Source organism: Rhodopirellula sp. J20-39, from assembly GCF_057365095.1.
The window spans coordinates 1,172,636-1,197,751 of record NZ_CP195123.1; the positions used below are offsets into that span (position 1 = coordinate 1,172,636).

The 25,116-nt window shown below is 53.7% G+C and carries 16 protein-coding genes and 1 pseudogene; 12 read left to right on the top strand and 5 right to left on the bottom strand.

Annotated elements, in window-relative coordinates; translation table 11 throughout:
• The first annotated feature begins 30 nt into the window (after positions 1-30).
• The 4 genes and pseudogenes from ACR3ZL_RS04060 (at position 31) to ACR3ZL_RS04075 (ending at position 9,669) form a co-directional block, all read left to right on the top strand.
• Complete coding sequence (locus ACR3ZL_RS04060) at positions 31-981, top strand: alpha-E domain-containing protein (protein WP_473649171.1); 951 nt, start codon at positions 31-33, stop codon at positions 979-981.
• A gap of 152 nt (positions 982-1,133) precedes the next feature.
• Positions 1,134-4,547 carry a transglutaminase family protein gene (locus ACR3ZL_RS04065; RefSeq protein WP_473649170.1) on the top strand — a complete coding sequence of 1,138 codons (3,414 nt, stop codon included), beginning with the start codon at positions 1,134-1,136 and terminating at the stop codon, positions 4,545-4,547.
• A 77-nt stretch (positions 4,548-4,624) separates the two neighbouring features.
• Positions 4,625-7,304: pseudogene (locus ACR3ZL_RS04070) on the top strand (circularly permuted type 2 ATP-grasp protein).
• A gap of 187 nt (positions 7,305-7,491) precedes the next feature.
• The gene (locus tag ACR3ZL_RS04075) at positions 7,492-9,669 is read left to right on the top strand and encodes a sialate O-acetylesterase (RefSeq protein WP_473649169.1); all 2,178 of its coding nucleotides are present in this window, start codon (positions 7,492-7,494) and stop codon (positions 9,667-9,669) included.
• 43 nt (positions 9,670-9,712) lie between these two features.
• Here ACR3ZL_RS04075 and ACR3ZL_RS04080 read toward each other — a convergent pair whose 3' ends face one another.
• Positions 9,713-10,345: a hypothetical protein gene (locus ACR3ZL_RS04080; RefSeq protein WP_486173227.1), complete on the bottom strand. Its 633-nt coding sequence runs from the start codon at positions 10,343-10,345 to the stop codon at positions 9,713-9,715.
• A 77-nt stretch (positions 10,346-10,422) separates the two neighbouring features.
• Here ACR3ZL_RS04080 and ACR3ZL_RS04085 point away from each other — a divergent pair, with 77 nt between their 5' ends.
• The 3 genes from ACR3ZL_RS04085 to ACR3ZL_RS04095 are packed head-to-tail and all read left to right on the top strand — an operon-like array spanning position 10,423 to position 14,575.
• Positions 10,423-11,328 carry a histone deacetylase family protein gene (locus ACR3ZL_RS04085; protein WP_473649167.1) on the top strand — a complete coding sequence of 302 codons (906 nt, stop codon included), beginning with the start codon at positions 10,423-10,425 and terminating at the stop codon, positions 11,326-11,328.
• Complete coding sequence (locus ACR3ZL_RS04090) at positions 11,325-11,942, top strand: sigma-70 family RNA polymerase sigma factor (RefSeq protein ID WP_473649166.1); 618 nt, start codon at positions 11,325-11,327, stop codon at positions 11,940-11,942. Before ACR3ZL_RS04085 ends, ACR3ZL_RS04090 begins: the two co-directional genes overlap by 4 nt.
• Positions 11,943-11,947: 5 nt before the next feature.
• Entirely contained in the window at positions 11,948-14,575 is a 2,628-nt protein-coding gene (locus ACR3ZL_RS04095; protein ID WP_473649165.1) for a serine/threonine-protein kinase, read from the top strand.
• Positions 14,576-14,594: 19 nt separating this feature from the next.
• Here ACR3ZL_RS04095 and ACR3ZL_RS04100 read toward each other — a convergent pair whose 3' ends face one another.
• From ACR3ZL_RS04100 to ACR3ZL_RS04115, 4 genes are all read right to left on the bottom strand, one after another.
• A complete protein-coding gene (locus tag ACR3ZL_RS04100; RefSeq protein WP_473649164.1) occupies positions 14,595-14,867 on the bottom strand; it encodes a TIGR03643 family protein in 273 nt (90 codons plus the stop codon).
• A 67-nt stretch (positions 14,868-14,934) separates the two neighbouring features.
• Complete coding sequence (locus ACR3ZL_RS04105; protein WP_473649163.1) at positions 14,935-15,420, bottom strand: DUF6653 family protein; 486 nt, start codon at positions 15,418-15,420, stop codon at positions 14,935-14,937.
• A 142-nt stretch (positions 15,421-15,562) separates the two neighbouring features.
• Entirely contained in the window at positions 15,563-16,972 is a 1,410-nt protein-coding gene (locus ACR3ZL_RS04110) for a right-handed parallel beta-helix repeat-containing protein (RefSeq protein ID WP_473649162.1), read from the bottom strand.
• Positions 16,973-17,109: 137 nt separating this feature from the next.
• Positions 17,110-19,092, bottom strand: a complete 1,983-nt coding sequence (locus tag ACR3ZL_RS04115) for a DUF6250 domain-containing protein (RefSeq protein WP_486173228.1) — start codon at positions 19,090-19,092, stop codon at positions 17,110-17,112.
• A gap of 364 nt (positions 19,093-19,456) precedes the next feature.
• Between ACR3ZL_RS04115 and ACR3ZL_RS04120 the strand changes: the two genes are divergently transcribed.
• The 5 genes from ACR3ZL_RS04120 to ACR3ZL_RS04140 all read left to right on the top strand — a co-directional run bounded on the left by ACR3ZL_RS04120 (position 19,457) and on the right by ACR3ZL_RS04140 (position 25,018).
• Positions 19,457-19,630 carry a hypothetical protein gene (locus tag ACR3ZL_RS04120; RefSeq protein ID WP_473649160.1) on the top strand — a complete coding sequence of 58 codons (174 nt, stop codon included), beginning with the start codon at positions 19,457-19,459 and terminating at the stop codon, positions 19,628-19,630.
• Positions 19,631-20,118: 488 nt separating this feature from the next.
• Positions 20,119-21,165 (top strand): DUF1559 family PulG-like putative transporter, encoded by a 1,047-nt coding sequence (locus ACR3ZL_RS04125; protein ID WP_473649159.1) that lies wholly within the window; start codon positions 20,119-20,121, stop codon positions 21,163-21,165.
• Between the two features lie 95 nt (positions 21,166-21,260).
• Positions 21,261-21,590, top strand: a complete 330-nt coding sequence (locus ACR3ZL_RS04130; RefSeq protein ID WP_473649158.1) for a hypothetical protein — start codon at positions 21,261-21,263, stop codon at positions 21,588-21,590.
• Positions 21,591-21,619: 29 nt separating this feature from the next.
• A complete protein-coding gene (locus ACR3ZL_RS04135) occupies positions 21,620-22,960 on the top strand; it encodes a hypothetical protein (RefSeq protein ID WP_473649157.1) in 1,341 nt (446 codons plus the stop codon).
• Positions 22,961-23,617: 657 nt separating this feature from the next.
• Entirely contained in the window at positions 23,618-25,018 is a 1,401-nt protein-coding gene (locus ACR3ZL_RS04140) for an outer membrane protein assembly factor BamB family protein (protein WP_473649156.1), read from the top strand.
• Positions 25,019-25,116 lie beyond the last annotated feature (98 nt).

The window sequence follows — 25,116 nt, forward strand, 5'->3', positions numbered from 1 at the left end:
GACTACACCTTTTAAACCCAACCAACTTCCATGCTTTCCCGCGTTGCAGAATCCGTTTACTGGATGAGTCGTCAGATCGAGCGAGCCGAGAACCATGCTCGCTTTCTCGAGGTGACCCTCCACTTGATTCTCGATCAACCTGAAAACCTTGTGGACCCTTGGGACCCGTTGGTTCGCATCACCGGCGATGAAGAGTGGTTCAAGAAAAAGTACGGCGTCGCTAATCAGGAAAATGTCGTTAACTTCTTGGCTTTCGATAACGAGTATCCTCACTCGATGCTGACTTGTTTGCGAGCGGCACGTGAAAACGCTCGCGGCGTTCGTGAAAAACTATCGTCCGAAGCATTCGAGCAAATCAACGAGTTTTATCACTTTGTCAACGAAGCATCCAAGAACGAATTGCTTGACCGCAATAGCCAGTTCTTCGATGAAGTGCGTGAGCAAACGATCCAGTGGAGCGGGATCCTTACCAGCACCATGGCGCAGGACACGGCTTGGCACTTCGCTAACGTGGGCCGGATGCTGGAACGAGCCGACAAGACATCTCGCATCTTGGATGTGAAGTATTTCAACTTGTTCTACAGCGTGGATCATGTCGGTACCGCGATTGACGATCTTCAGTGGTCGTCGCTGTTGCTGGCCATTAGCGGTTTCGAAGCTTATCGCCGTGATTACCACACCATCGATCTGGACAACGTGGTTGGATTCTTCCTGTTCAATAAAACGTTTCCTCGGTCGGTTCATCACTGTGTCGCATCAGCCGGTTGGTCGCTTGAGCAAATTGACGAGGCGTCACCCCAAGGTACGCAGCGAAACTCAAGCAAGGTGCTGGAATCGCTACAGAAACGATTGGCCGAAACTGAGGTCAAGGAAGTCCTTGCGATCGGCATGCATGAGTTCGTTGACGGACTGCAAGAAGAACTAAACGAGATCGGAAGTTCGATGAGTGAAGACTATTTCCAAATCTCCGTCGGTGCCTAGCTGGAAAACGACACCTTGTTTGGGCCAGCCTTACTGTCCCATCCTCGATCCGACGTCAGGCCAAACACCTGTGCTCCACTTAGTTCGTGATTCGTTACGGACTCAAATTGGAAACCTCCAGCAAACAACCTAATCCCTGAAAGAAACTCTCCATGACGATTCGCGTTGCTCTGCATCACAAGACTTCTTACAAGTACGACCGATTCATTACAGTAGGACCGCAGATGGTTCGGCTGCGTCCGGCTTACCACGGTCGGACGCCTATCCCGTCGTACCAGTTGACGGTTTCGCCAAAGGATCACTTCGTTAATTGGCAGCAAGATCCGTTCGCCAATCCAATCGCTCGCTTGATCTTTGAAAAGCCGGTTGACCATTTGTGTGTCACGGTCGACTTGGTTGCCGATATGACGGTGATCAACCCGTTCGAATTCTTCGTCGACGAAGCAGCCGAGAGCTGGCCGTTCGAGTATGACGAAGACACCAAGAAACAATTGGCAGCCTATCTCGAGCCCGGCGAAATGACGCCTGCTTTGGAAGAGTGGATCAGCACGCTTCCTAAAAAGAGTGATCGCACAATCGACTTTTGCGTCGACGTCAACCGAGCCGCTCAGAATCGTATCGGCTACAAGATCCGTCTCGAGCCCGGCGTGCAAACTCCCGAGGAAACGCTAACTCTGTCGAGCGGGTCGTGTCGAGATTCGGCATGGATGTTGGTCGATGCGTTTCGGCACATGGGATTGGCTTCACGATTCGTTTCGGGGTATTTGATTCAGCTAGCTGCGGACCAAGAATCGCTGGATGGACCTTCCGGCCCGACGGAAGATTTCTGTGACTTGCATGCTTGGACGGAAGTGTTCTTGCCGGGTGCCGGTTGGGTTGGATTGGACCCAACCAGTGGATTGCTTGCCGGTGAAGGGCATATTCCACTGGCTTGCACGCCGTCCTATTCCGGTGCCGCTCCAATCAGTGGTGGTCACGAAGCTTGCGAGGTTGAGTTCGATCACGAGATGACGGTCACACGGGTTCATGAAGACCCGCGTGTCACGAAGCCTTACGTGGACTCGACCTGGGAAAAAATCATGGAGGCGGGGGACCGCGTCGATGAAATTTTGGAAGAAAACGACGTGCGATTGACAATGGGCGGCGAGCCCACGTTTGTTTCAATCGACGACATGGATCATGCCCAATGGAATACCGACGCGGTCGGCGAAGAAAAGCGAGTTCTTAGTAATGTCTTGTTGAAGCGTTTTCGCAAAAAACTCGCCGAGACAGATTTGATTTCCAAGGGCAGTTTGCTGCACTACGGTCAAGGCAAGTGGTACCCCGGTGAACAGCTTCCGCGTTGGGCACTGACTTGCGTATGGCGTCGTGATGGCGAACCCATTTGGCACGATGACAAGTGGTTGGCCGACGAGGGCAAGGACTACGGTCACACGCACGAGGATGCGCAGAAATTCATTCGTTCGTTGTCGCGCGAGCTGGGTATCAGCGCGAAGATGACCTTCCCTGTTCATGAGGACATCTTCCATTACTTGTGGAAGGAAGATCGATTGCCCGTGGATATTGATCCGTCCGACCCACGGCTGAAGGATCCTAACGAACGCGCCATGTTGATGCGTACGTTTGGCAATGGGTTGGGCACTCCGGTTGGATATGTGTTGCCGCTGCGTCGCGCTTGGTGGCAAGCACAACCGGGCTGGATTGGCGGAACATGGCCGGTCCGTGGTGGCAAGCTGTACCTGATTCCCGGTGAATCGCCCATTGGCTTGCGACTCCCGTTGGATCGGTTGCCTGCCGACTCGTTTAGCACCGCAGCCTTCTACACTGCACCGGCTGACCCCACGATGCCGCATGGTCCTTTGCAGTCCAGCTATCTGAACTCGCACGGAGCGATGCCTCGCGGGAATGAGGCATACAGTGCGGCCAGCCAGGGTGGTACCAGCGGTGGAGCGGCGGGGCGATTCGATCGGCCTACTGATATCCCAACCACTCCGGTCAACCAGCAAACGTTGGACGATGAAATCGACGATGAGTTGCCAACCAGCGAGGACATCGTCCACACCGCGCTATGCGTAGAGGCTCGTTTTGGCCGACTGCATGTCTTTATGCCACCGGCGCAACGACTGGAAGATTACCTTGACTTGGTGTCCGCCGTTGAGCAGACCTGTCAAGCGACGCAATTGCCTGTCGTGGTCGAAGGCTATCTGCCGCCGCCTGATGAGCGTGTTGAGTTCTTTAAGGTTACACCCGACCCCGGTGTAATCGAGGTTAACACACAACCATCATCGAATTGGCGCTCATTGGTCGAGCTAACAAAGACGCTCTATGAAGAAGCCCGATTGGCGCGTCTGGGGACCGAAAAGTTTGATCTAGATGGACACCACACCGGAACCGGTGGTGGTAACCACGTCGTTTTAGGTGGTGCGAAGCCTGCCGATAGCCCGTTTTTGCGTCGGCCAGATGTGCTGGGAAGCATGATCCGGTTCTGGCACAACCATCCGTCTTTGGCTTACCTTTTTAGTGGCAAGTTCATCGGCCCTACTAGCCAGGCGCCGCGTATGGATGAAGCACGACCTGACTCCGTCTATGAGATGGAAATTGCATTGGCCCAATTACCCGAGGTCGGGACAGAGGTGCCGCCATGGTTGGTGGACCGATTGTTCCGCGACCTCTTGGTCGATTTGACCGGTAACACGCACCGCGCCGAAATTTGTGTCGACAAGTTGTACTCGCCGGACAGTTCTACTGGCCGGTTGGGATTGGTCGAGCTGCGTGGGTTGGAGATGCCGCCGCACTGGCAGATGAGCTTGGCACAACAGGTTTTGATCCGGGCTTGCGTGGCTGCGTTCTGGAAAACTCCTTATACCGAGCCGCTGAAAAATTGGGGGCCGATGTTGTATGACCGATACCTGCTTCCCTACTTCGTTTGGCAGGATATGCAGAACTTGACCGCCGAGCTTTCTCGGATGGGTGTTGAGATCGATGGAGATTGGTTTGCCCCGCACCACGAGTTCCGCTTCCCCATGATGGGCGAATTGGTTGTCGACGGTGTGCGTATCGAGATTCGAAGTGCGATTGAACCTTGGTACGTGATGGGCGAGGAGCCGGGGGCAAGTGGAACGTCGCGTTTCGTTGACTCTTCCTTGGAACGATTGCAAGTTTTGGTCGAGGGAATGGATCCCGATCGATACGCGATTACCTGTTTCGGAACCCGTGTTCCGCTACATAAGACCGGCGTTTCGGGGCAAGCGGTCGCTGGTTTGCGATACCGGGCATGGCAACCGCCACGCTGCTTGCATCCCACAATCGGCATCCACACCCCTCTGCAGTTTGACTTGATTGATTTGAAGGCGAATCGCAGCGTCGGTGGCTGTACTTATCACGCGGTCCATCCGGGTGGCGTTTGCTCGGACAATTTCCCGATTAACGCCAAAGAGGCGGAGTCACGTCGAGCCGCGAGATTTGACGCCTTCACGATGACCGGAGGTGAGATTGTCGTCCCGAAATTGCCTCCACGAACCGGATCGGAACCCTACCCGATCACAATGGACCTGCGTCGGCTATGATGAGGGGGTAACGCCGTTTACGGTCCCCACGCATTCATAGAGCCAGATCTACTTTGTCGACCGCTGCTGATCCGACCTTGCCACTATCACTACTACAGTATGAGAAGCAGAGCGGCAGCTATGACGAGGCTCGCGCGGACGATGGAAGTATTCGTCCACACTGGTCCGCGATTGAAAAGACTTTCAATGAAATCGGTCCACAGGGATTGGATGATCGGTCTACCCAGATCGAGCAACTGATACGCGAAAACGGTCTGACGTTCCAAGTCGACGCTCGTCAGCCGTATCGTGAAGGTGTGGAAGACCAGCTATCGGCAGGTGGGCTTTCTGCCAATCAAACCGGTGGGAAACTGCAGATCGAGCCGTCCCGGCCGTGGCAACTGGCGACGGTACCGATCGCTTTTTCAGAAAAAGATTGGCAGGTTCTGGCCAGTGGTCTTGCGCAACGTGTGCGTATCCTCGAGACGATCTTGGCCGATTTGTTGGGGCCGCAAAATCTGGTTCATGAACGGATCATTCCCCCAGAATTGTTGTGGGGGAATCCAAGGTTCTATCGTGCCTATCACCAACTTGGTCAGCCAACGCGTGCACACGCTCCCGTGTCTCGATCGGGGCCAGATGGGCCGATGCATGTTGATGCCGTTATCGATCAAGCAAACCCAAGATTGCATGTGACTGCGTTTGACATTGTACGAGGCGACGCGGGGCGTTGGTGGGTGACGGGCGATCGGACGCGTGCCCCGAGCGGTCTGGGGTATTTGCTGGAAAACCGAATCGTCCTAAGTCGGGCTTTACCTCATCTGCATCGCCGTGCAAATGTTCGGCGTTTGGCTCCCTTCTTTGAATCGTTGCGTTGGCACTTCCGTTCGCTCGCGCCGCGATCCCGAGACAACCCACGCGTTGCGTTGTTGACTCCAGGGCCGGGAAGTTATCGCGAATTCGAAGATGCCTATTTGGCTCGATACCTTGGCTACACCTTGGTTCAAGGTCGTGACTTGGCGGTGCGTGGTGAGCGGCTGAACCTGAAAACCCTGGGCGGTCTGTTGCCCATCGAGGTGCTCTGGCGGCATGTCTCGGATCGCAAGTGTGATCCGCTAGAGCTGGATCCGATGTCCCATGAAGGATGCACGGGGCTGCTGCAGATGATTCGCGAAAGGCAGGTTGCCGTGGTTAACTCCATGGGTGCCGCACTTGCTGAAATGCCAGCTCTGCTGCCTTTCCTGCAGGCGTCCGCGAAGCGACTTCTAGGCGAAGAATTGGCTTTACCGAGTGTGGCGACTTACTGGTGTGGTCACGATGGTCCGCGGCAACAAGTGCTCGACAACATCGATCGGCTGATTATCCGAAGCGCCTATGCGATCAATGATGCGAACCCGTCGGTACCGGACAACCGCACTCGCGAACAGCGAGATAAGCTAATTCAGCAAATCAAAAGCCAACCGTATCGATTCGTTGCGCAGGAGAAGCTCTCGCATAGCCAAACGCCGGTTTGGGTCGATGGCAAATTGAAGCCGTGGCATCTGACGCTCCGTTCTTTTCAGCTCCAGTCGGCAAGCGGAGTGGAGGTTCTGCCGGGAGGTCTCGCCCGGGTCAGTCCAAAGTCGGATTTGCTCGGCCGGTCGCCCACCAGCGGACAGCTAACTCAAGATTGCTGGGTGATTAGCGAAGCTCCGGTTGACCATGAGGTCACGCTGCTTTCGTTAGACTCGGAAACCATCAAGATTCGGCGCAGCGGAGCGGAGTTGCCCAGTCGAGTGGCAGAGCATTTGTTTTGGTTGGGCCGCTACGTTGAACGTTGTGAATCGATCGCACGTTTGTTGCGGACCACGCTGACTCGACTGGCCGGCGAAGTGGAGTTAGACGAAATGTCCGAGATGCCAAGGTTGGTCAAAGCGCTTGCCGCAATGGGACAGTTAGAGCCGGATTACGCAATCGCTGAACTCGAAGGCGGGTTGCCTCATCTCGACGCAATGTTGCCCGCAAGTGTGTTCGACACGACCACCACTCGTGGCTTGCAATCGGCGGCCTTAGGAGCCTTGCGAAACGCGACTGCCGTTCGTGACCGGATTTCGTTGGACGCGTATCGTATTTTCCGAAGTTTGCACACCGAAGTGGTTGTGCGCAAGACCGCGTGGTGCGAACGTGATCGCCGCGATCGAACGATTGAACTTAAGCATCACGTTGCTTCTCGGATTCAGCGGATTGGCCGCTGAAAGTTTGACTCGCACGCACGGTTGGCGTTTCGTTTTATTGGGGCGGCGTATCGAACGGGCGCATCAAACGGCGGAACTGCTGTTGGCCACACTTTCAGATCCTGTCATTAACGAGAGTGAACTTTGCGAAGCCATCTTGGATGCGACCGACAGTCTGATGACGTATCGTTCACGGTACCTTGCCATTGTGCAGCCCGCACCGACGATCGACTTGCTGGTCACCGATGAATCGAACCCTCGATCGTTGCTATTCCAGTTGCAAGATATCGATAAACTGCTGGTGGACCTGCCGACGCTTGAAACCCAGTCTGGATTGGGTGCCGACGAGCGTATTGTCAGCGATTTGTTGAAACGGCTTTCCGAAGCGGATCCGTACCGACTGTCGGACTGCACCGACGCCGGTCGTCGCGAGCAATTGGCCGATTTGGTTGAGGCGGTTTGCGACGGGATGCCTCGTCTGGCGACGGCCGTGGAAGCACGGTATCTGATCCACACCGCCCAGGCTCAGCCTTTGACGGGTGCCAAAATCAACGCAACGCCCTAGCCAAGTTTCGTTATCAACGAGGTGCTCGCGGGAAGTATTCGGGCAATTGGATGGGGAACTGGCCTGATTGTTCGTCGCGTTGATCCGACGGAGGTTTGTGGAAATCGCATCCGCGCAGAGCGTTTTGTCTTTGGTTATATTGGGCGGCCCTCCCCTTTCAGTTCCCACCATGATCAGGATTCCCAGAATGCTTCAAAGTCGCACGCTATGTGCCCTGTTGATATCGTGTTTTCTCTATGTGACCGGATTTTCCTCTCAACACGTTGCCGCGGAAGTGCGATTGCCGAGCGTGTTTTCGGATCACATGGTCGTCCAGCAACAACGCCCCATCCGCGTGTGGGGATGGGCGGAGCCAGGGGAAGCGATCACCGTTTCCCTTGGTGAATCCAGTGCTTCGGCCACCACAGATCAAGGTGGGCAATGGGAAGCAAAATTACCCGCATTGGAGGCTTCGAAACAGCCGCACCAAATTACCGTCAGCGGTAGCAACCAGATTGTCTTGAAAGACGTTTTAATTGGCGAAGTGTGGGTTTGTTCGGGCCAATCCAACATGGCTTGGACGGTTCAGTCGTCGGACAACGCTACGGAAGAGATTGCCAATGCGGATCACCCACTGATCCGTCATATCGCTGTGCCGCGGAAATTTGCCGTTTTGCCTGAAGATGATTTCAAGGGATCTTGGCAGGTTTGCTCGCCTAGCACCGTCGGCAGTTTCACCGCCGCCGGATACTACATGGGGCGAACCCTGCTTGAAAAGCTCGATGTGCCGATCGGGCTTGTGAACACTAGTTGGGGCGGAACACGAATCGAACCCTGGACCCCGTTGGAAGGCTTAGCCAAAGAAGAATCGCTTAAGTCGATTTATGAATCGACTCTGTTGCGAACGCCAAATACACCAGAGCATCGGGCGGGAATTGCCAAGCACGTCGACGGCACTCAGGCTTGGCTTGACGCAGCGAAACAGAGTCTCGCCGATCAGACCGCCGTTCCTAAGCAGCCTGCGTTCCCAACGGAAATGGCACCCTATAAAAGTCACCAAGATCCATCGGTGCTTTACAACGCGATGATCCACCCGATCGAACGTTACCCGATCCGCGGCGCCATTTGGTACCAAGGAGAATCCAACCATGGCGAAGGAATGCTGTATCGCGACAAGAAACGAGCGCTCGTTCATGGTTGGCGTGAACGGTGGGGACAAGGTGATTTTCCGTTCTACTTCGTACAGATCGCTCCGTATCAATACGGCACCGAAGACCCCACGATCTTGGCACGTTTTTGGGAGGCACAAGCGGCGGCCGCAAAAGAAATCACCAATGCCGACATGGTGGTCATCAACGATGTGGGCAATGTAAAAAACATTCACCCCACCAATAAGCAGGTCGTGGGCCAGCGGTTGGCGCAATTGGCACTCAAGAACGATTACGGTTTCGACGACATCGTGGCTGTCAGTCCACAATTTGAATCGCTTCAAACCGACGGTAAGCGATTGGTAGTCAAGTTTTCCAACACGGGTGGCGGTCTGGAAACGAGAGACGCCAACTCACCGAGTCATTTCGAGATTATTGGTCCTGCCAGTGGCGGTTTCCAGGTCGCTGAAGCGAGCATCCAGGGCGACACCGTCATCCTGACCAGCGAAAAAGTGGCTGAGCCGGTGGCGTTTCGTTTCGCTTGGGACAAAGTTGCTGAACCCAATCTGGTTGGCGGCACCGGTCTTCCCGTCGGGGCAGTACGCGGTGGCGAAGTTCCCAGCTTTGCCAACCGATTGCCTTTGGACGACTACAAGCTCGTTTATGATTTGGATTTGGGAAAGCTCGGATCAAATATTTTGTATTCGGTTGATCAAAGTAGCGCCATCGACCAGTTCAATCGCGTCGCTTACTTGCTTGAATTGGTTACTGTCAACGGGGAATCGAAAAGCATTTTCGTTTCCATGGACGCATTCACTAACGATGCCAGCAAGCTCGGCGTTCCCACGCTCGCATCCAAAGCCATGTTTCAGACCAATGTTCAATCCGTGGACGTCCAGGCCAGTTCCAATGGCGAGGTCGTGTCCAGTGAATTGAAAACCGCGAACCTGGAGTTTTGGCCAAATAACTACGGCCCGGCGAACAGCGGTAAGGTGAAAGGTGCGTCTTCGAACAAGTACGACTTTGGTGACTCACCCAGTGCACCGGTGAACGGCTATGGCAGTATGCAGATCCATGACACTGAAGGGAAGAAGACCCTGTTTGCGATTAATAGCTGGAAATCCGGTGCAAACGCAGATATCGGAATCGGTAACTCCCAGGGTGAAACGGCTGACTGGACGTTCACGCACAACGCATCGAGCTACTCGAGTAAGCGGCTTCGCGTTTTCGTTAAGTAGCGAGCCCAATTGGCCTTTTTAGGTGATTGCATCGCCGTATGCCTTATCCTGCACCGAGTGCGGATTGAATGCGGTGATGCAATTTTCCTGCGGTCGGCAGCATCGAGATGATGGCGATGAATGCGATCAGCACAAAGGCAAAATGCAGCCAGGATCCGTCCAGAAACGCCATTACTAAGTTCAAAACGGCGGATCCTTCTAAGATCGCTTGCCCGATGAGCGTAGCGGTTTGGTCTTGGCTCAAGAAGTTGCGTAGAGCAGTCGGGGTGGGCAATTGCTTTTCCCATAGCGACCATTGTTGGAGTTGTTGAGCGGAGGGCGCGTTCAGCCCAAGTCCGTTTCGCAGCTCGATTCCATCGGGTGATGCTTGTAGTTGGCTAGCCGCCTGCGATCGGATCATCTTCGGCAGTAAAAACGCCACAACGAGTGATACCGCGGATACGCCACCGCCGATCGAAAGTAGAATAAGGGCGTTGGCAGTCGGCTCGTTATTCATCATCATGAAGCCGAAGATGGCAGCCATGACAAGGATTCCGTTAGCCAACGCGAACGTGATGACTTGGCCCGGTCGCGCAAACGAAGTCAGGTGAGATAAATCGTTTTGGGCGTACCCGCTTGGCATCGATCCTTGCGAGTCCTGGCCAAATGAGCTTTCAGCGATCTTCGAGGGGTTCATGCCGTTGAGACGGTCCTGCATTTGCGACTACCTAGTTAAGGTGGATGGATACCGATCGACTAAGGAGATCAGCGACGTTGCGACTCTACTATACCGACCATTTCGAGTTGCCTTTACCCGCAACGCATCGTTTTCCGATGGACAAGTACCGGTGTCTGCGCCGTCATGTCGTCGCATCGCCAGATCATCGCGACGATACATTGTTGGTTCCCACCGCTGCAACTGACCAACAATTATTCCTCTGCCACGATGCGGCCTACGTTGACCGGGTAGCGCAGGGCACCTTGTTGATTGCGGAAATTCGGCGGATCGGTTTCCCATGGTCACCTAAAATGGTCGAGCGATCACGACGTAGCACCGGTGCGACGATCGCTGCATCCCAGGCTGCTTTAGCTGACGGCGTTTCTGCCAATCTGGCCGGTGGCACGCACCATGCATTTGCCGACGCGGGCGAAGGGTATTGTGTTTTTAATGATGCGGCCGTAGCGATTCGCGTACTGCAAGATCGCAAACTGATCGATCGAGCGGTGGTGATTGATTTAGATGTTCATCAAGGCAACGGTACCGCGTCGATTCTTGCCGATGATGATTCCGCCATGACGTTATCCATTCACGGCGTCAAGAACTTTCCGCTGCGAAAAGTTGCTAGTAATCTTGATATTGCATTACCCGATGGGACGGGCGACCAGACCTATTTGACGGCCCTCGAAGATGCTCTGGGCCAGATATTGAAAAGAGGTCCCTACGATTTGGCAATCTATTTGGCTGGGGCGGATCCATTCGAACATGACCGCTTGGGCCGGCTCGCCTTGACCTTCGAGGGGCTGCGAAGACGCGACGAGACCGTCTTGCGGTGGTGTCAAACCCACGGAATCCCAGTGGCGATCTCCATGGCGGGGGGATACGCTGATAGAATTGGTGATATCGTGCAAATCCATGCCACGACACTGAAAACCGCCTCGCGTTTAAGTCAATTGAAATGAATTCGGTCACCAAAATCCTGCAATCAAGCCATCAGGGCGACGGAAAGAAGACCGATCAGCTCTTCACCGTCCTCTACGAGGACTTGCGCAGGATGGCCGGCCGATTCTTGCAGTCTGAGCCAGCCCAGGAAAAACTCAGCAGTGCGTCGTTGGTCCATCAAGCGTACGTGCGGATGGTGGACCAGAATGAGGTTAATTGGCAGGGTAAGACGCATTTCTTTGCCATCGGTGCGACGGTGATGCGGCGGGTTCTGGTTGATCATGCCCGCCGTACCCGAGCACAGAAGCGAGGCGGAAGCTGGTTGCGCCGGCAGCTTGACGATGAAGTCACCTTCGTGCTCGATCGTGACGATGACGTGGTTGCTTTGGACGAACTCTTGTTGACGCTAGCTGAACTTAGCCCGCGGCAAGCCAAGGTCGTGGAGCTTCGTTTTTTTGGCGGTCTGGCAATGAAGGAAATTGCTGCTGAATTGAACATCGGACTTCGAACGGTCGAAAAAGAGTGGGCGATGGCTCGAGCCTGGCTGCGACGGGAATTGCGAGATCCCGAAGAATCCGATAGCGAGGATGTTCCCGTAGCTGGTCAAAACGACGTTTCGAATCAAGAGACATAGTCAGCGTGGACGCCGAGCGTTATCAAAGAATCCAAGATTTATTCTGGGAAGCCGAAGAGCTTCAGCCGTCGCAATGGGAATCCTTTCTTCGCGAACAAACTGATGGAGATGCCTCGCTTGTCCAGGAAGTGATTTCGCTATTGCGGGAACATGATTCCGCTGCAGCGTCCAGGGAAGGCAACGAAACCGTTCCGGTGGAGTTGCCGCCTCATCTAAGAGAACGCGGCCCAAACGCAGACGATGAAACCCTGACGACACGAGGCGACGTGATCGGCACGGAAACGCCGAAAGAAGCGTCGACGTCAAAAGGACCCAATCCGAAATCCGAAAGCCGTGATGCCAGTAAGCCCATAGCCCGTCGCAATCACGGTTCTTCTGCAACGGTTGCCGGCGCCCAACGGACGTACGCTGCACCGCGTAGCGACGTTACTCCCATTAAGCGTAAGTCCGAGCGAGCAAAAGCTGCGGAGCGTTTTGTTGATGCTGACGGCAGCCCATCGCTGATAACCGCAAGACGCTCGAGTCGATTTCGTTGGAACTGGTTGCCGTTATGGCTGACCTTGGCCACCACGATGATAGCGCCAATTTGGTGTGCAGCATGGTGGGCCGGACAAAAGGCTGACAAAAGCCAGCAGCGTTATACAAAGCATGTTTTGTCGACGTCTCTCACGCACGCTGAGTCGCAGATCCGTTTGCTACTCGATTCAGAGAAGCTCGAGATTCAAGAAGCATTCGTTCCGGCTGCACGAGAAATTCTAGAGGGTATCCAGACGGATGACTCTGGATCGGCATCTGGATCAAAGTCAATTGACTACGATGCCGCGACTGCAGCACGAATCACTGCCTTGCCCTGGTTGCAGGATGATGAGGTGGAACTAGCGATTTGGGATAGCGAACTAAATTCGATTATTGCTTCCAAAGGATTGCGGGGCCAACGAGAGGCAGGACAGCTTTCAGCGAGTAGGGCTCAGTATTTCGTCACTCGACTGCGAACATGTCTGGATGGAAATTCGGTCTACATCACGCGTGAGCTGACATCTGGCTTACGGTCTCCATCCCAACGTGCACGGACCGGTTGGCTCGTGCCGGTGTACCATGGCGGGCTCGCGAGGACCGGAATATCCGAAGGCATCGAAGACGAGCCAATCGGTGCAGTCATGCTGCTAAAGGCGGGATCTTGGAGCAGAGTATCGAAAACACTCAATCGCATAGGACGCGAAAACGGGATAGATTTGTATCTCGTTAACCGTAACGGAGTCATGCAATCGGAAAGTCCTGAGGCCCGTCGTTTCATCGGGTTACCGATGGAGCCGAACTCCTTGAGTGACGAAAGAGTGACGGGCGAATTTCGTGTCGCCGAATATGCCACTAATGTTTCTCGGCAAAGCATGGGCTCATCCCGCGTGCTCGACAATGTTCTTCCGCTAACCATTGCTGCGGCAAACGCAAGACACGCCACAAAACGCGTACTTCGCATGGAGCCGTACTCCGGGTATGCCGGTCACGACCGACAAGGTGCGTGGAAGTGGCTGGACCCGTTCGATGTTGGCTTGATTGCTGAGCAGATGGTGGATCCGAAAGTCGAAGCAGCATCCAAGTCGAGTATGCCTTTCCTGGCGGTACCGTTTACCTACTCGTGGCCCTGGGCAAGCCAACTGTCGTTGTGGGGGATTGCCATGGCGTCGTTGATAACGGTGTGGCAACAGGTTCGAATGCGTCATTTGGAATCATTGAACACACCTTTAGGTCGCTACCGAATCAAAGACGAATTGGGTGCCGGAGGGATGGGGGTGGTCTATCGGGCTGAGCATCTTGATCTGGGGCGTGATATCGCATTGAAGGTGTTGCGAAGCGATTGCCAAGATGATGACGACCGTCAGCGTTTTGATCGGGAAGCACTTTTAGCTGCGACGCTTTCATGTCCACATAGCGTGTCGGTTTATGATTTTGGGCATACTGAGCACGGTGATGCGTTTTGTGTGATGGAGTTGTTGGAAGGAATCACTTTGGCGGAAGTGGTCGCACGAAGCGGGCCTCAGCCGGCTGGGCGTGTGGTTTGGATCTTGCAGCAAATTTGCCAGTCGATCCTTGAGGCACATTCGAAAGGGTTGATGCACCGCGACCTGAAGCCGCAAAACGTGATGCTGCGGTTTGATGCCGTTGTAGGCGACTGGGTCGTGGTTTTCGATTTCGGTTTGGCGAAACCCATCGAGCCCGATCAAGAGATGTTTCAAACGGCGGAATCGATCTGGGCCGGGACCCCTATGTACATGGCTCCCGAGCGTTTCCGTGAACCGTCATTAATGGATCCACGCAGCGATATCTATTCGATCGGTTGCATCGCTTACTATTTGCTGGCGGGCAATCCACCGTTTGTTGAGTGCAGCCCACAATCCATGTTCGGGTTGATCATGACTCAGCTACCTATCGAAATCATGACCCACCGCGACGAGATGATTGATCCACGTTTGGACCAGTGGGTACGCGAATGCATGGCAAAAGACAAGAATCAACGAGCGTCCGACATTGGCGAGTTGATCGCTTCTCTGCAAGTTATTGCTGAACAGATACCGTGGACGCGTAGCGAAGCGAAACAATGGTGGAGCGAGTACGGTTCACCCAATACGCCCTAAGAGGAGTTCAGGCGTTTTTTCAACCGTGTTGAGATTTCGCACGGAAACGTCGTGGTTGTTTTCCGGCATCGGTCACGGCGAATTTGGCTTCATGCTTAGTGGTGCGTCCATCGGTTCGCTTTCGCCACATCTTGAAGGAGTTCACCGTCATCTCTCGCCGCATTAACTTAATGACCTCTCCAGGCGATAATCCGAACTGGTCACGAATTGCGTCGAAGCTGGTGCGGTCTTCCCAAGCCATCATAATGACGCGGTCGATTTGACCTCGGTCTAAATCGTTTGTTTCAGTCACGGCAACTCAGATATCGGCAGGCGGCAAGTTTAGTACGATTTAGTATAGATTCGTGTCGATGCCATGGTCACGCCACGTCGGCATTCTCCCGGTAGATCCATACCATTCGGTCGATGAACCAGAGTTTGCCGAGCATCGATGTGGATAGCCCGAGCAGTGTAGCGGTGAGGTTCAAGTAGATCAGTCCGCCGATCAGCAGCAGTGCTCCCAGCCCCGAAATTGTGGTAAGGACTCGTATGACCCGGTGGTGATGTGCGTCTACTATGCCGGGTTCGTTTGCCAGCCAGATGCGTTCGCCAAGCACGCCCTGGGACATCCAATTGTCAACGGACTGGGGACGCGGGAAAATTCTCGGATTGATCCAGATCCAGGCGGCAGATAAACCGATCGGGAGCAACAACCACCAACCGATCCAAACGCGACTCCAAATGGCGATGGCAATCATGGGCAAAGTCGCAACACGAGTCCAACCGCTCCAGGGATTGGTGTGACGCTCCCAAACGGCATCGCTCATCCCCATCGCTCGTTCAGTGGCTTTGCCTAACTGGTTCATATGTTGCTCACGACCCAGGTGCTAAAACGATACGTCATCTTTCCGGTGATCGTCATGAGTTTGGTGCGTTGGATCACACAAGGCACCGTCCGGCGTGCTAGCCCCTTTTTCGCCGATAGCAGAAGACTCAAGCTCTCATGCGTTAGTCGGATGGGGTTTCAGGTGGAGACAATTGAATACCGGGATGCGCTATCCGGGATACTTGGTTGCCACTGCCGTGGTCTGTGACAGGACCCAAGCTCGTCACGGTATTTCCTTCCGTCGTTGACTGCAGAATGATCGGGTATTCGGTTTCGTTCCGGATCGTCGAGTGATCACCTGTGACCACAATCGGACGAAGGTCAGTAGCGAGAGGTCCTTCAGTGCGGTGGAAGACGATGGTGTGATCGTCGCCCAGGATGTCCGCTACGTTGTGGGTGCCAATGGCATGGGGAGAGGGCAGAATCGTCAGTTCAATGTTTTGAGCTGCTTTGGATAACCTAAAATCACTCAGTGGAGCGTAGGCAAAATTCCCGATGGATCCGATCACCCTGCCGTTTTTCGGCATGTTGAAGTTAGTATGTCCGCAATCGATGACCGTGCTGTTCTTCACGATCGCATCGCTGGCGAGATACAGCCGGATTCCGCCTCGCATCCTTTTGACAGTACAGTTTTCGACGGTGACACTTCCGCCGCCGGAATAGACTCGGATTCCGTCCTCTGACAGTGGGATCATGATGTCTTTGGGAATCGGTGGGCCATCGCTTATACGGTTGCCCCGGTATCCACTTCTTCGCCGACCTCGCGATCTGCTTCGGTCTTGCCCGCTGCTCGCTCGGAAACTAGGGATTTTGTAGTTTGATCGAACAGGAAGATCTTTCGGATGGGTTTCTAGGTACAGATCATTGCTTGGTCGCATGACCCCTTCGACAAAGCAATCCCTGACGACGGTATTGTCGGCTGGACTCTGAATATAAATCCCATGGCCAAACGCTCGCTGATGCAGAGTGCAGCCTTGAACAACGTTGCGTTTGCCCTTCAACAAAATTCCGCATCGCTTGTCCAGGCCATATGCGTTGTCGGCACCAATTCCGTACAGACTTCCGTAGCCATAAGGGAATGATCCTTTGATGACCATCCCAACGTCAGCAACCGTATTGTCGTCCCCTGTTACCGTGAGGACAGCGTTACCCTCAAGTCCTTTGGCCAACGTTGACCGGTTTCGATTGTACTCACTGAAGTCGATGACCTCGTCCAAGCCGTTCGAGTAGACATCTTCGAAGCTGCCACCTTTGAAAACGTTATTGTCCCCCGAAATCGTGACAAGACTACGGGAGGTTGTTCCAACCGGGATTGTGATATGCACATCTGACAAGTCGATGATGTTATTCGACCCCGAGCAGCGAAGGTTTCTGGATCGATCGTCTAGATCAGTAACCTTGTAGTGGCCCGGTTTCATTACGACCGATTGATCGCTCTCTTGGACAACCGCTCGCAATTCCGCTAGCGTCGATACCTCGATCGTTGTTTGTGCGGTAAGCGTTTGACAGATCGCAACTGTTGACCAAGACAAGACAGCAATGCAGAAAGGGCCGATCCATCGCCGCGACGACGCTGTCGGTGGAATGTGTCGTTGAGGAGTGTGCGGAGCTTGCATCACAGGATTGAATGTTTCAGGCTGTGGTGATTGATCTGTTTCATAGAAGTTGCTCAGTCTATTGGATCCAGGTTGAAAACCCGGAAGTTTTTGTAGATGTGATGGGTTCCGACCATTCGGAATGCGAAATAGCCTTCCTGATAGGCGGGGAAACGATCGAGATCGTAAGTTGTTTCTTGCTCGGTCATAGTGCCTTGAGCATCGTGGCTTTCGATACGAACGGAGTCACCGCCTTTCATTTCGTAAACCAATTTTCCGTCGACGATGTACTGGATGAGATCATCGAATGCGACGAGTTGCACCGCCATTGTTTTGTCCGGTGTGATCAAATAGTCTGGTTTTCCGTCTTTGTCGTTAAGTGCCAGATGGTCTGCTGGCTGACCAGCTATCTCCCGTGGGTATCGCCGCATTCGAGTGGTTAAATTCGCTATAGGGCCGCCGCCTCCCGTGCTCGCATAATAGCCTCGGATTTTGTCGTAGGATGAAAATTTGCCGGTATATCGATTCTTGTCGAATAAACCCCGGTCGCGGTCAAGTGGATCAGTCGCCATCCAAAATTGATTGATATCGCGGGCTTGTAGTCCTTTGGTATCTGAATCGGGCGTCGGGCAGAGCACGTCGTATGTAATCGCTGTGCGGGTAGGTAGTTTCTGCTTAAACCACACGGTGCACCCGCGTCCCGGTACGAAGCAATCAAGCGATTGGTCAAGGGCAACCACCTTTGCCGAGGGAAATCCAGATCGCTGTTGGATTTGCACATCCCAGTTTTCTAAACTGTCAAAATCATCTTTCGTCAGTAATGAGCCAACTGTAAAGCTCGCGACGCCTTGGCCAAGAATAGCGGGTGGATGTGGGCCGAATGCTGATTTGTGTGAATTTGATTCTTCGGTCACGGGTAATCCGTACGAAGTCAGCGTCCCCCACGACATATGTTGGCGATGCGAACCCTCGGGGCGAAGTTGCTCAGCCACTGTTTTCGAAAACGGCATCTCCAATTTTGCTCGGTCACGGTAGTGGTGGACGATTCGTTCGTAGATGGGACGGAAGTGGCCTCGGCCTTTCGAAGAAATCTCGGGGTAATCATATCGGTCCTCAACACTGCGATATCGCTGATAAGGAACCGGTTCACCCGAGTTGTATTTGGCTGTGTACTCGAATCCAACTGCAAGCCGATTGTCGGCGGCGCTGTATAGGTCCACTCCTTGTTTCCACGCCATCTCGCACGCGCACCCGAGAAAGCCGAGGCCCATCTGTACATGGGATTGATCTCGACCGCTTTCCTGGCACTGACCCACCGCATTGATGTAGTTCGCGATGGCACCATTTCCATTCCCATGCAGGAAATAATCGACTGCACGATCGAACATTCTTTGGTCATCCAGATACACGCCCATCGCGATCATGGTCTGGATCATCGAGGCATCCCAGTTGCCGTTCGCGGTAGGGTTGAAATCTTTGATGACGGGATAGAAAACGTGACGAAGCATTTCCTCAAATCGCTTTTGATCATCGATCTGCCATGCAGCGTCGGAATGGCGAATGAGCTCAGCCGCATTGCAAAATGCGACTCCATCCATCCCGATTAACAGTTTTGCATCGTGGCCGGAGACGGACTGCAGTGTACGGGCCCATCCGTTGAGGATTTCGATCGCTTTAATCGCGTGTGCTTTCTTGTCGGTCAGGCTCCACTGCAGGGCATGGGCGTAAGCTGCCGCTGCATCGCTAGACATCTCCGAACTTCCGATGTCCGGATTGTTCCGAACGCCACGGACAACATTGGCGAACGGTACGGGCGTGTATTGAAGTGAAGCTTGTTCAGCCGTTTGCAATTGTTCCCAAGCCGACGCCCATGGCTGTTGCCCTTTGCTGATCTTCTCTCCAATGAATTGCAATTCGCTACGAGAGTGAAGCAGTCCTGGGTGCTGAAACGCCTTCTTCGGATTAGAGGCTTCAGGCTTGTGCGACGGCGAAATATGGTCGGCAATCGTCGGGCACGCTGATATAAGCGTAATGATTGCAAATAAAATGGACTTCATAAAAAACTCATCTGTCGTAAATCACCACGAATTGGGGTGTCGAGAGCGTTAGTGATTTTGGTGCTGCATTAGGGATCGTTCAGTGCGTTTAGTGGTTATCTTAACAAAAGTTGAATGGTCGAAGATGACGCCATTAGCTCGACGTAATTTGGCTGAGTACGCATTCGATTTTTGAGGCGATTTTGACGCTTGACGAACCGAATGAAAACGGCGATCGTATCGGGCGTTGAGTCTTTGGTCGGACCCGTTTTCCTAACTGAATGCTGTCTCCCGTTTGGGTGATTCGTGGAATCATTGTTCCGACATCTACTGACTTCGCTGCTTTGTGCCATCTTGGCACTTGGGCACGCGCCTGCTTGGCTGCATGTTGCCACTTGCGAAGATCCTTCATGCAGTGATGCTTCGTGCCATGATGCGGCCTGCTCCGTTTCAGTCGTTGATCGATCGTTGCTGTCTGATTCGGCAACCGAGCAAACGTGTTGTTGCCATTCACATCATCACGAACATCCGGATGAAGCTTCCGCAGAAAGCGATTTAACCCAGCGAGCAAGAACGTCGCATGATTCCGGTTCTTGCTCGATTTGTCAGTCTCTGGCCACACCCTGTGGCTTCGTGGACTCGTTTGCGACTCTAGCATTCTCGGAGCCCGCTGGCGAGATCCTTGACGTGCCGACGGTGCACGAGGAAATCCCTGGCCTTCTCTTGTTGCCACCTTCACGCGGTCCTCCTGCGATCGTTGCTTGAATCGCTGTAGTTTTCTGTAGGTAGGTTCGAATTGCCTCGTCGTGCGCTCGCATAGAAGGTCATCCAGACTTTCAGTGGGATGCGTGATGTTGCCATTCATGTCGGAACCGCTACGCAACGACTATCAGCGTCTGGCCATTTTGCCCCACGTATGCGCACGTGTCTGAGCCACACTCGGTCCGACCAAACCGTGTCGGTGGACTTGTGTGTTATGCGTGGGGCTCTTCTATCTCCGCACGCAGTTGCCTCTGCGAGTAAGCCCTACCCAATCTATATAGAACCATGAATTTCAATACTAATCAGAAACGACAAGCATCGGGTTTCACCCTGATCGAACTGCTTGTCGTGATCGCCATCATTGGCGTCCTCGTCGGTCTGCTGCTGCCCGCAGTCCAGTCCGCACGCGAAGCTGCCCGACGAATGTCGTGCAGTAACAATCTAAAACAGCTAGCGCTGGCAACTCACAACTACGAAAATACGTTTAAGAAGATTCCTGCTATGACGGGATCGAGCAGCTACTCGGTGCAAGCTCGAATTTTGCCTCAGATCGAACAGGCTGGCTTGAGCGAACTGATTGACTTTGACGAACCGCTTTTGCTCGGTCCGGCCTGGATGGCTCGTTTCAATCCCGATCTTCGCGAAGCGATTGAAACGGTCGTTCCTACCTTTTTGTGCCCCAGCGATGTCGGTGATCCAAATTTTGCGACGACCTACAATGATGGGTTGTCCGGTACGTCAGGCGGTCTTAGCTACATGTTTAGTTATGGCAGTGGAACCGACACGCACTACGACGATCGTTATCGTACCGATGGAATGGTATGGACCGATTCCTGGGCAGGATTCCGTGACTGTTTGGATGGAACGAGCAACACGGTCTTGCTTGCTGAAACCGTCATGGGGGATCAATCAAGTGGTTTGACCGAACCGACACCGTCCGGCCCCCATCGCCGTGTTGCGAACTGGGGCGGTACATCGGGCAACGTCGCCCCGAACCCCGGTTTTTTGGATGGCGGGACACTTATTGAGAACCCGGACCTCGATACCGTTTTTCCGGCCAAGATTACGTCGTATGCCGGTAACCGCGGTGAGTCATGGATTCGGGGCGTTCCACACGCCACCGTCATCAATGGATACATGACACCGAACTCAAGGATCCCCGACATCGGTATTCACGGTCGCGGATTTTACTCATCGCGGTCGTATCATACCGGTGGCAGTCAGCATGCGATGCTCGATGGCAGTATTCATTTCTTGACTGATTCCATCGATCGCGATTTGTATCACGCGTTGTTTTCAAGAGACGGTCGTGAGGTGGTATCGCTGCCATGATTTGGAAATCCATTTTATCGAGCTCAAGAAAGCTAGGTCTGTGTGCTTGCTTGAACGTTTCACTGATTGCGACCTTCGTAGGTTGCGATTCGAACGTGAGCCTTGACGATAGCGAACTCGCGACGGTTTCAATCTTGTATGAGGGCAAGCCGCTGGCCGACGTGAGCGTTCGTTTGCTCGATCAGCGTGGTGGCCAGACCCTGGTGCAAGCAATCACACAAGACGACGGTCGAGCTCGTCTGGCCAACCTTCCTTCGCCCGAACCGTCCCGTTATCTCGTTTCTCTGGAATCGGTTAGCGATGGCGGTTGGATACTCGATTCGCAAATCCTCAAGCGTGGCGGAACAACCTTCGAGCTACTGCCATTTTCGCAGCAGTCTGACCAACAAATCGAGTTGCCGCCGCGATCGGTGAAACCACTTTAACTTTCTACTATAAGACTAACTTTACTATCATGATGAAAAGCATATTTACATTCGTAACCTGTATCGCATCCCTTTGGGTTGCAACGTCCGCTCAAGCACAGGGGCGAACGCTGGTCCGTCTGTTTTGGCAAGATGACTCCAATGCAACTATGCATTGGGGCGACCTGAAGAAAAATTCCGAGGGGTATCATTTAGTTGCCAATTCCATCGAAGGGTTTCCTAAGGTGGACGCCGACGAGCAATCTCTGGTGCAAATGCAACATGACGACGGATTAGTCATCGTTGGCGTGCATGACCATGCCGACGGGACGATCGGCAGCGGTTGGGTTGCGATCGAAAGTGGTGTCATAGAAGAACCGCATGGCGATCATTCGCATTGGAAGTTCAAGTCACCACCCTCGGTCACGTTTTCCAAAATTGACCAGACGGAAGGGAATCCAGCCCACGTTTATCAGTACGGTAAGTCGTTTGTTATGGCAAACGACAAGAAGAACGGTTTCACCGTCACGTCGGCGAATTCCATTCGCAAAGCAAAGTCTCCGGATGAAGCGGCCATATTCTTCGACGGAGGCAATGGCCATATCACGCTGGCGTTGGTAGAAGATCGAGTTGCGTACTCGACTTGGATCACGCCTGCTGGCGAGGACGCCGGACGAGTCGATGTCGTTGGATTGGGGACCAATGTGGGACGCCAGTATTCCATCCAATGCCCGACTGGCTTGTTGCACGGAGCCACTGTTAATAGCGGTAAGGTCTTTCTCGCACCGTCGGACGGTGTTTGTTGGGTCGATGCCGACATGAAAATGATCGCTGATCCTGAAACGATCCAGGTCAACTATCTTTCACTGGGACAGGATGCCGACGACAAGCCACTCCGCACAGGTGCGTTTTCGAATCTTGGCAATCATGTGTTGTTCACTGCAGGGAAAGGCGAACAGTCCAAACTTTGCATCATCAACGCGTCCCAAAAGATGCCGACCATTGATGAGCTTGATTTGAATGTGGCTAGTGGTAGTTCAGCAATGACGCCGTTTTCTATTAAAACGGCAACGGGAGATTCGCTGGCTTGCGTGTTTGTCGAATCGGAAGAAGAACCGGAAACCGATACCCTGGTGGTTGTTGCTCTGGACCCGAACCGAGACGGTGATTTGACCGACGCGATTGTCCAAACGACCGTGTCGGTGGGCCGCAACCAGATCAATGGCCATTCCGGTCATCACGAAGCTGTTTTATTGTCGGGTGGTCGTCGTATTGCGATTACGAATCCTGGTGATCAAAGCATCTGGATTTTGTCAGCAACCGACTTTTCCGTTCAAGCCAAATTGCCGCTCAGCGGAACGCCCACGCGATTACTGGCGATCGGCGGTTAGTCTGCACGTCTCGTAAGTTTGCCGGTTTTTTGATTCGGCAATTAGATCATCCAGCGGCGGTGGAGAGGTCCTGCGTCTCTTCACCGCGCTGGGTTATTGGAACCGCCGTTGTAAGTGCAGCGGTGAACACCTTCTAGCCCAGGATCTCTTGGGCGACGGTGACCTTCTTTTTCGTTGATCGTGTACACGCTCGACTTGCTAATGCAGCATGACTGAAGCAAAGCGTGCGTAGGGCAGTAGGAATCCAGCGAAGAATCCGAGAGCTTTCTAAAGCTAGGATGATCCGGAACCACTGCCCTAAGGGCGAGAGCCTATAAAACTGTGTCGGCTAATCCGCCTCGGCTGGAAAGTGTACCTTGACATGTAGGTTTGTGTGGCGTACTGTGATGGAAGTGTTTGACGGTTCAATCCCTTGTTCCTTTCATCGTCTCTTGTGCACGAGCTTTTTGCATGCTCGTGGTCCCCTGCACTGCCGTAGTGGGCAGGTTCGTTCGTGAGCGGCCCTGTTCATGCACGTATTGAATAGTTGCGACGGACTGTTGTTGCGTCCAAATGATATTGCCTCCCACCGAGCTGAAGAACTTGGGATGCGGAGATTCTGAACTCACCTCGATTTGTGGACGAGAGCTTCCAATGAGATGCCTTGTAAGAGTTTTCGTGATTGCCATCGCAGCGTGCATCTCCGCTGCGGGACAGGAAAACTGGACCGGGTTTCGAGGATCAGGCAGCAGTACGGTCACCGCGGATCTGCCAATACATTGGTCTGCTCAGGAGGGTGTGACATGGCAATCGAGTATTCCCGGTTACGGGCAATCGTCGCCTGTCGTTTGGAACGATCATGTGTACGTGACCAGCAGCGAAGGTCCCGTTCAACAGGATTGCCAAGTGCACGCGTTCGATCTACAAACCGGCGAGAAACGGTGGACGACTCACGTGGCCGCTACCGCCAAAGTCGAAAACTACTTTCGCAACAGCCGCGCCGCACCAACCTGCTGCGTCGACGAAACCGGCGTGTTTTCATTCTTTGCCAGTGGCGATGTATCCTTGATGTCGCATACGGGCGAAATTCGTTGGACCACGCCAATCTTCAGGATGTATGGCGAAGTTGACAACGAACGCGGTGTCGCCAGTTCACTCGCTCAAACGGAAAGTCGAGTGTTCGTCTTGGTTGATCATCACGGGCCGTCTTATCTCGTGGCGATCAACAAAAGCGACGGCGAAATCGCTTGGAAAACCGATCGCGGCCATCGAGTGCCGTCTTGGTCCTCGCCAGTAATCGCCGAGCAGAACAACCGCGAAATAGTCATCACCAGTTCAGCCGATACGGTTGACGCTTACGACGCAGCCTCCGGGCGATCACTATGGCAACTAAACGGATTGCAGGGGAACCACATTCCATCCGCTTCGATCTTAGGCGATCGAGTCTTTGTCGGTTCTACGACAATGTACGGCGGCGCGACCGATGAAGACGCCACAGCGGGTTCCAACTGCTGCATCAAGCTGACTGACGACGCTGGCAAATCGGGCTACGAAGTTCTCTGGGGAGCCGAGCGTGCTAACTCCTATTACTCAACACCGCTTGCATTCGCAGGCTACGTTTATTACGTCAATAAAGTCGGCGTGTTGTACTGCATCAACCAGGATACAGGCGAACAAGTTTTTGCTAAACGCATCGGCAACCCCTGTTGGGCATCTGCCGTTGGGGTGAACTGCTCGAACGGCGAGCGACTAATCTACTTCGTGTTAAAGAACGGTTACACGATCGTGATCCGGCCGGGTGACGAATACGATCAGGTGGCACGCAACCAGCTTTATGACGCTAACTCCATGATCGATGCACGCGAAGCTGCGGAACAGCAACGCCGAGCTAACGCGGTGCCGGCGGATCAAGCTGCACCTAAAACCGGTCCAGAGAAGGTCTTTGCTGGCATGCCAGAAAGCCGTTTGCATCAAATGTTTTCCTACGGCGATCCGATGGTTTACGGCGTTGCGGTTGCCAGCAATCGGCTGATCATTCGCACCGGGCAAAATCTCTTTTGTGTCGGTCCGTCACAGTAGGAGCTAAAGTCGCTGCCCTTAGGTTGTTATTGAAAGCTCAGATAGTCCGTTTCCGTAAGCGGCGAAAAACGTTTCCACATTTCCAATAAACTGAAAGT

Excerpts from the sequence above, each read along its gene's own strand:
- ACR3ZL_RS04080 (WP_486173227.1), bottom strand. The coding sequence starts at position 10,345 with ATGAACCCCTCGAAGATCGCTGAAAGCTCATTTGGCCAGGACTCGCAA.
- ACR3ZL_RS04065 (WP_473649170.1), top strand. The coding sequence starts at position 1,134 with ATGACGATTCGCGTTGCTCTGCATCACAAGACTTCTTACAAGTACGAC.
- ACR3ZL_RS04105 (WP_473649163.1), bottom strand. The coding sequence starts at position 15,420 with ATGAACCAGTTAGGCAAAGCCACTGAACGAGCGATGGGGATGAGCGAT.
- ACR3ZL_RS04120 (WP_473649160.1), top strand. The coding sequence starts at position 19,457 with ATGTTGCCACTTGCGAAGATCCTTCATGCAGTGATGCTTCGTGCCATG.
- ACR3ZL_RS04135 (WP_473649157.1), top strand. The coding sequence starts at position 21,620 with ATGATGAAAAGCATATTTACATTCGTAACCTGTATCGCATCCCTTTGG.
- ACR3ZL_RS04060 (WP_473649171.1), top strand. The coding sequence starts at position 31 with ATGCTTTCCCGCGTTGCAGAATCCGTTTACTGGATGAGTCGTCAGATC.
- ACR3ZL_RS04075 (WP_473649169.1), top strand. The coding sequence starts at position 7,492 with ATGCTTCAAAGTCGCACGCTATGTGCCCTGTTGATATCGTGTTTTCTC.
- ACR3ZL_RS04090 (WP_473649166.1), top strand. The coding sequence starts at position 11,325 with ATGAATTCGGTCACCAAAATCCTGCAATCAAGCCATCAGGGCGACGGA.
- ACR3ZL_RS04125 (WP_473649159.1), top strand. The coding sequence starts at position 20,119 with ATGAATTTCAATACTAATCAGAAACGACAAGCATCGGGTTTCACCCTG.
- ACR3ZL_RS04115 (WP_486173228.1), bottom strand. The coding sequence starts at position 19,092 with ATGAAGTCCATTTTATTTGCAATCATTACGCTTATATCAGCGTGCCCG.